Annotated in this window: 5 protein-coding genes and 1 pseudogene; 2 read left to right on the forward strand and 4 right to left on the reverse strand. The window is 36.8% G+C overall.

Annotated features, from left to right (window positions below; all coding sequences use genetic code 11):
- Positions 1–1,319: 1,319 nt before the first annotated feature.
- The gene (locus F6K13_RS09735) at positions 1,320–1,490 is read right to left on the reverse strand and encodes a hypothetical protein (protein WP_161564502.1); all 171 of its coding nucleotides are present in this window, start codon (positions 1,488–1,490) and stop codon (positions 1,320–1,322) included.
- Positions 1,491–1,550: 60 nt separating this feature from the next.
- Here F6K13_RS09735 and F6K13_RS09740 point away from each other — a divergent pair, with 60 nt between their 5' ends.
- Together F6K13_RS09740 and F6K13_RS09745 are read left to right on the forward strand one after the other, a co-directional pair.
- Complete coding sequence (locus F6K13_RS09740) at positions 1,551–3,923, forward strand: CHAT domain-containing protein (protein WP_124144793.1); 2,373 nt, start codon at positions 1,551–1,553, stop codon at positions 3,921–3,923.
- A 289-nt stretch (positions 3,924–4,212) separates the two neighbouring features.
- Positions 4,213–5,130 carry a hypothetical protein gene (locus tag F6K13_RS09745; protein ID WP_124144792.1) on the forward strand — a complete coding sequence of 306 codons (918 nt, stop codon included), beginning with the start codon at positions 4,213–4,215 and terminating at the stop codon, positions 5,128–5,130.
- A gap of 278 nt (positions 5,131–5,408) precedes the next feature.
- Here F6K13_RS09745 and F6K13_RS09750 read toward each other — a convergent pair whose 3' ends face one another.
- The 3 genes and pseudogenes from F6K13_RS09750 to F6K13_RS09760 form a co-directional block, all read right to left on the reverse strand.
- Positions 5,409–6,107: a lipoate--protein ligase family protein gene (locus F6K13_RS09750; protein WP_240038937.1), complete on the reverse strand. Its 699-nt coding sequence runs from the start codon at positions 6,105–6,107 to the stop codon at positions 5,409–5,411.
- Positions 6,108–6,563: 456 nt separating this feature from the next.
- Entirely contained in the window at positions 6,564–7,457 is an 894-nt protein-coding gene (locus F6K13_RS09755; RefSeq protein ID WP_124155948.1) for a transposase, read from the reverse strand.
- Positions 7,458–7,725, reverse strand: a pseudogene (locus F6K13_RS09760) (IS4 family transposase); the annotation flags it as partial.

Genomic DNA, 7,725 nt, shown 5'->3' on the forward strand with positions numbered 1-7,725 from the left:
CAGGGAGCTACCTAAAAAAGTACCGAATTTTAGGTGGCTCCCTGATTTTTACTGATAAATGTTATTTTTAGATTAGCATTATTTATCCGTATTGTTGCTATTATTATTTTAATTTTTATATAGTTTTATATAGAAAATTCTGATTTTTTGTAATAATTAGTTACTAACTGTTACTAATTATTAGTCAATAATTATTTATACAGATATTTTATATCAAATCCGCTCGGGTTCGGTATAAAAAAAAATTTCATCTTCATCCAAGAGCAAATGTTTCGCGCATTCTCTTCCCTCCTGACTCGGTCCTCCTGACTCGGTCCTCCTAGATTAACTATCTAATTACACCGATGCTACCGGATTTGATATTAGATAGTTTGTGTCATTTCAGTTAGCCTCCTCTGGAGGAACTGCGTTTTTTATGTAGCGTAGCAAAACAGTGATCAATTAACGAACAAAAGTCAAACTTCTAGTATTCAGAAAAAGAAAGAAGGGACAAAAAAAAATCAAACTCTACAATACAAATATTTAAAGATATACAACTCAGAGATTGAATGTATCAGGAAATAGGGTAGTAAGAATAAGACACAACTATACTGTCTATTTTTCAACATAACCGATCAGTCTGAATACCTATAAACTACTCTCTCATACTTATTTCTATCCCTGGACTCCTTCCCATTTTTATCTGAATGTAGATCCATAATCTCTTAATAATTAATTTGACAAATAGTCTCTCAAATTATCCGATACCAACTCTACAGCAAAACTTATCGATATTTAAATTGTTCTGACAAAAAAGCTTTCTAGTTTTTAAGGATATAAAAAAATGATGGTTTAACCTTCCGGAGTTACAACAATAATTGAGAATGTTAGTATTGTATAAATCGAAAAAAGGTTCTTGAATAGCCTCAAACAAATAATGTTTCGGTAAATCGAAATAAATTCACTTGAGATAAAGCAGGTCAAAAAGAAACTTTTTACTGATAATATTGTCTAGATACACAGTAGATGAATGTGTAATCCGGTCAGCTTACCCATATTCATCGTTGGTACATTGTTGCCCAATTACTGCCATTGCAGATTTTCTAAATTGGCCATTCAACCGAATCAATACTTAAATCTATATTTTAGTGCTGATGATCAAATTATCCGGAAAGTACTCCTGAATTAGTTAATAGGTGGTTGAAGAGGAGATTTAAAGAGCAGGCCTCAGAAATCTGAGACTAACATAGATGAAGAGGCAAAAAAAATGAGTGTTATCTATTAGTAACTTAGACTGCTTAGTTACTAATAGATAACACTTCAACTAGACGTGCAAATTGCTAGTTCTGATAATCATAACCAGCACTACTTTGAGCTTTTTTATACCAACACCTTAAGGTTGCTACATCAGGGAAACCCAACACTCCTGCACAGAGAAAGTTTCCCAAATCTAAAATCCAAAATGGTAGAACACCAAATCCACAGTCGTCATTTCTTTCCCATTTATTCATAATCAAAAGCAAAGATCGGGAGTTTTGGCGGAGTAAATTCAGCAGAAGGATAAAAAATAAGTGACACAGGAATTTCATATTTCAATTACTCCCCTGGGAGAAGACGAATACTTTGTTCGGACAGAAAAAGTACCTATTGGTGGGTTAGTGGCTGAAGAAATTGTCGAATGGCCTATAGAACAATGGTTAGCCCAAGCACGTCACCTATTTCGCGATCCATTACTCGATCTCCTAGAAGGAAAGTCCAACACTCAGGTAGTTATCCCTAGTCAGGTTGTGGCCAGGTCTGGGGAAGTGGTAAGTCCAAATTTAGTAGCATTAGGCCAAGAAATGTATCAAGAGCTATTCAAAGACACCCTGAGAGATAGCTGGAGTTGCGCTCAAGGAATAGCTCATAATCGAGGAGAGGTATTACAGTTACGTCTGGGGACTAAAGACAGACGTATATCCAGTTTGCCTTGGGAGGTACTCCATGCAGGCGATCGCCCCCTTGCTACTGGTACTGATGTAATGTTCTCTCGCTATCAACCTAATACTTGCTTACCTAAACAAACCCGGACACGAACTCCAGAAGAACCATTAAAAATCTTAATGGCGATCGCTGCTCCTAGCGATAAAGATAGTCTGCAACTAGAAAAAGAATATGAGGCGTTGCAACAAGAACTACAAAGAAATAGTGGAGAAATTCAAATCCACCTGGATATTCTCAGGCAACCTGGACGAGAACAACTTACTCAACGTTTAGAGCAAGGTAAATATCAGGTTTTCCACTATGCAGGTCATAGCAACTGGGGTATTTCTGGTGGTGAAATATCTCTAGTCAGCAATATAACAGGGTTAACAGAAAGTCTCAGTGGTCGAGACTTAGCAGGGTTGTTAGTTAATAATGGTATTCAGATGGCGGTTTTCAATTCATGTCGAGGCGCTTACAACCACTTAGTTAACCCCACTGATGATGAAGTAACTCTCAACTTAGCAGAAGCGCTAGTTAAACGTGGTATTCCGGGAGTGCTAGCAATGGCAGAACGCATTCCAGATGAGGTTTCCCTAAGTTTGACACGACTTTTTTATCGAAATCTCAATCAAGGTTATCCAATAGACTTAAGTTTGAGTCGGGCACGACAAGGATTGATTTCTGCTTACGGTTCACATGAACTTTATTGGGCATTACCTGTTGTCTACCTACATTCAGAGTTTGATGGTTGTCTGATTCAAAAAACCAGCAACTTGACCAATAAAATTGTTGAACCTTTTGAGGAATTTGTTGAAGAAAAAATTGCATCACCAGAGTCGCCAGAAGATTCAACTGGTGTAAAACCAAATATCGATTTAGAGAATATGGAGGAATTTCCTAGTGAACCTCAAACAGATAATCTTAATTGGCAGAATACCAATAATCAAGCTCAAGTAAAGACTCTCCAAGAGTTATTGCAAGAAAGAGAAATAAGAGAACAACTCAGTAATCAAAGCTATGAAAAACAAGAAGAAATAGTAACACAAGTTCAGTCAGTATTAACTACACAAAATATTCATAAAAAGTCTCATAATTTTTCCTGGAAAAAAATATTAGTATCTGCAGCATCATTAGTAATGTTAACTTTTGGTACTAATACAATTACTTTCAATAGACTGTCACAAGTGAATTCTCAATTGCTTCCTAAAGCCCCAGACCCAGGGATTAATTATGACTATAATAGGGTTCGACTTGTTAATGTTAATGAAAAAAATAGTAGCATCCAAGAAGCACAGATACTGGCAATTAGACAGTTTAAGCAAAATGATATTCTGGCTGGCAAAATGGTTGTAGAAATATTACTAGAAAGAGGAGAATTAGCAAAAGCAGGAGAAGCGATCGCTGCTGTGCCTACTCAACTCAACGACCATCCAGAAATTAATTTTCTTAAAGGTCGATTAGTTTGGGAAATCTTCCAAGATGGAAATCAAAATAACCTGATAGATGAAGCTATAAGTTATTGGGAAAAGGCTGCTGACAAAAGTCCAGAAAAAATTCAATATCAAAATGCTTTAGGCTTTGCTTATTACACTAAAGGAGATATGGAAAAAGCTTATGGAGCTTGGTTAAAAGTATTGCATTTGTCAGGAGAAATTACTCCAGAAATGGAAAAAGTTCGTCCTGTTTATAATAATGACCGAAGATATTTATCTGTCAAGAAAAGAGAAGCTATGAATGCTTATGCTGGTCTGGGATTAATCATGCTAAAATCAGCTCAAAATTTACAAAAAACTCCTGATCGAGCTTTAAAATATGTTAGTAAAGTTATGAGAGAAGCTGGCAAAGAGTTTCATATCCAACAATTGCAAAAAAGTTGGTTGTGGTCTCCCATGGCTCGTCAAGATTGGGGTTTATTATTGAGACTTCGATATCACAAACAGCCAGTTCAACAGAATAAGCAGTTTGAAGATATTGCTTAGTAGTAGATTAAAATTAGATATACTAACGGTTTATTTTTAAATTGGCTAATGACTAATTTAAAAAAGAGTCGGAATACAAGAGTGAGCAGCTGGAAAAATAATAAAGGAGGAGGTAGGAGAAAGGGAGAATTCAAATTTCTATCCACTCCTTGCTTCTCTACTTGAAAACTTCTTTAGGCATTCTCAAAAAAAGTAGAGTATTAAGCAGGCAAAAGAGTCAGATAATTTTTATTTTTTACTCCCTTCTAACTTCTACCACCGAAGGTTGATAATTATCAAAGACATCAAAATGACACAAAATTCTGAAAAAACTATCATTTTTTTTAACTCAGTTCCCGGTAGAATAGTTTCACATCTAATTGCTGTTTTATTCACTCTAAGTGGTGTTTGGTTATTTCAAAATCGACCAATACTTTCTTCAAAAACTATATCTATAACTCCCGATCCAATTAACCTGGAAAGATATGATAAAGAGCAACCAATTAATTATAGTGCCAATACTGTAGAAGCAGACAAACAACTAGCTATTGAACAATTTAATAAAAATGATATTCAAGCTGGAAAAAAAGCTGTAGAGTCTTTATTAAATAGAGGTGCTTTTAGAGAGGCAAAAGCAGCACTTAAGATTGTGTTAAAAGCAGGTAATAATGAGCAAAATGTTGACTCAGACATACTTTTTTTACAAGGTCGATTAATTTGGGAATTAGCCCAATATGGAAATAGAAATTATACTGTAGATGAAGCTATATATTACTGGGAAAAAGCCGTCGCTCAACTCCCTGATTCTATTCCATATCAGAATGCTATAGGTTTTGCTTACTATACCAAAGGAGACCTGAAAAAAGCTTATGATTCTTGGTTAAAAGTATTAAAATTATCAGGAGAAATTGCACCAGAAACACAAATACTGCGTAACATTTCAATTGAGGCTTTACCAACTCCAGAAGTTGAACAAAAAGATGCTATTAATGCCTATGCAGGTATTGGATTAGTAATGATGAAATCTGCTCAAACTTATCAAGGAAATGAGCAAAGAGAACGCTGGTTGAGAGCTTTACAATATCGGACAAAAGTAATGAAAGAAGCTGCAATAGAATATCATATTCCCCAACTTAGACAAAACTGGTTATGGTCACGAGAAGCACTACGAGATTGGGATTTTCTCATGAGAACAGATTGGAATATATTGCAGAAACGAACTAATTAGGTTTTGCTGAAAAAGTCTTTTGGAAAGGGTAGGAGTCAGGAGTCAGTCCTCAGGAGTCGGGACGAATGGGAATTATAGAACCCATTTGGTATCTATTTAAAAATAGAGGGTGAGATGGGGAGGTCAGGAGATAAAGAAAGATTTGGCAATGGCTGAAGATAGGACATTTTTTTATACCGAGATTAAGCGGATTTGATATCACAATCATTAGACCTCTCCAAAAATCAAATTCCCTTCTGCCTTCTGCCTTCCCTCTACATATTAATAACTAGCTTCACCTAAACAGAAAAACTCTTAATTTCTATCCATTCTCTCTCAGATAAAGGTTCTGTAATTAGCTGAATTTTAAAACATTTCATAGCTGCTCTAACTAATGCTTCAATAATCCGATTAATCATAACTTCTCTCCTATCGACGGCAGATAAAACAGATGTAAAAATATCAAAAACTCCAGGAGAAGGTTGAGAGTTAAAAACATAACTAAAAAATTCAACATCAGGCGTTAAAATCATAGAACCATGTTGTAATATTGCCCTACCCTTTCTCAATTGGGCACTACCGATTAATTTTCCACCATTAGGTAATATTAAATCTGCACCAGTAGAAGTGCCAAAACAGTTAGGGTTGTGGATATAACCTCTTCCCGCACTGCCATAAACTAAGTCCACACCGAGCGATCGCCACCCCACTATTAAAAATTCACAAATAGCCTGATAAGACTCAATACGACTGCCAGGAAAACCAGAAGTTATAACACTATAAGTTAAATCTCCCTGATGCAAAACCGCCCTGCCACCAGTAGGACGATGGACAATATCTATCGGTTTGCCTTGCCAAGTCAGATTTTGCCAATATTCAGGATAACGTCGTTGATGATAACCCAGAGAAATGGCCACAGGTTGCCAGGTGTAAAAGCGGAGAGTTGGTGGAATATTTCCTTGCAGATGTTGGTGTAGCAACCATTCATCTATTGCCATTTGTAACTTGCCGGTTGTCGTTAGTAAGGGAATAAGTCGCCAAAACATCATGGAAGAAGGAAGAAGGAATAAGGAATAAGGAAAAATCTGGCGTTGTCTGAGTTTTAAGCTTTTGATATGTCAAATACAATAAAGGCGACTGCTATATTTCAGCGGATCAGTCTGCTGACCTGTTTTATTTCCATTTCCGAGTTTTCTAGCTTTAACTTTAGGTATTACAAGACAGTTATTAATAATTCTCTGAAGTAATTTTTGTGGCCTCATTTCTTTGAATACATATAATATCATGTTCGTTTAATAGCATGATAAAAAACTTTCTTCTCCTCTTCCCTCTTTTTTCCTCCCGACTTCTGACTCGGTCCTCCTCCGTCGTTATTTATCAGTATTCAACCGCACATGATATAAGTACATTTTTTTTACTATACTTATCATCTGGACAGTAAAAAGTTTTTTTCTTCATAAAACAGTTGGTTTCATGTGACAAAATGCTCCAGATTCGACTGTCTGGTGAATGGCGATCGAGCATTTAAGAATTTTGTCACTCAGTAGACCCGACCTACTTTTGGCTAAAATCTTCTTCCTATGTTCGGCGAGTGTCAGTAGAACTATCTGTTCACTCGGATAACCATTGGATGGTAGAGTACGAAACCAACCGGGGAAGTCTTTCCATATGATCATGGGCATCTCTAAACTCAGCAGTTGTAAAACAGCTAGTGCAATAGTGTTGATCAGTACAAACCGCTCCATTGCTTCAACTTTTCTTTTAACCTGTTGCTGATGTTTCTTCGGATATCGACTGAGAATTAAGTCTTTCGGCCACCCCTGAGTCGGGGTGATATCTTTCATCCAAAACTGATAGCTAAAACCAGACAAGAGTTGAATCAAGTTACGGAAAGTGACTTCAATCTGAAAACGCCAACTGTAAGCGGTTAAAATTTCGGTTGCAGATAGAGTGACATCAGTTGAAAGCAGAATTATTTGTTTGCCCTCCGGCCACACAGCCAATACAAAGCGCACTCTTTGAAGGGGACAATCCCAATGTAAATCTATACAACGCCATCTGAGAGACACCATCTGACCGTAAAGTAGTAGAGTTTCTGTAGTGAAGGAATCTTTCTCATCAAACAATTTCCGTAACTTGACTGATTCACCCCAGACGCGAGGTCTACCACGACTGCGTTTGAGCGGTGGTGTTGGTAAAGCATGTTTGCCGACTGCATTGATTCGGACTCTGGTAATTAACTGTAGCTTGTGCTTCCTAAACTCTTCAATCAAATTTTTAGAAGCAAAGTAAGCATCAAGGATGATATAGCTACCAGCATGGATAAGTTCTACGCACAAAGTAGACATTCAATCTACTATTGTAGTTTGATCATCCTCAGTCGTCTTGATACCATCTGGCAATCCCAAAGTCACAGGAACTGCTTTCAAACAAGAGCCTGCTTTTAAGAGTATGGTAATGACCCCAAAGTAATGGCCTCGTATCCACTCTGGCTTCGTTACATTTTCTGATTCATTATGCAGTTTTTTCACACCAGGCATTTTTTTTCCTTCCTTACCGACTTTAATACCATCACCTACATAAACTGGTTGACCTCTGAGAAGATGGACTTTTGGG

The sequence above is a fragment of the Okeania sp. SIO2B9 genome, from assembly GCF_010672505.1.
Taxonomy (GTDB): Bacteria; Cyanobacteriota; Cyanobacteriia; order Cyanobacteriales; family Microcoleaceae; genus Okeania; species Okeania hirsuta.

Excerpts from the sequence above, each read along its gene's own strand:
- F6K13_RS09735 (WP_161564502.1), bottom strand. The coding sequence starts at position 1,490 with ATGAATAAATGGGAAAGAAATGACGACTGTGGATTTGGTGTTCTACCA.
- F6K13_RS09745 (WP_124144792.1), top strand. The coding sequence starts at position 4,213 with ATGACACAAAATTCTGAAAAAACTATCATTTTTTTTAACTCAGTTCCC.
- F6K13_RS09750 (WP_240038937.1), bottom strand. The coding sequence starts at position 6,107 with ATGGCAATAGATGAATGGTTGCTACACCAACATCTGCAAGGAAATATT.
- F6K13_RS09755 (WP_124155948.1), bottom strand. The coding sequence starts at position 7,457 with ATGTCTACTTTGTGCGTAGAACTTATCCATGCTGGTAGCTATATCATC.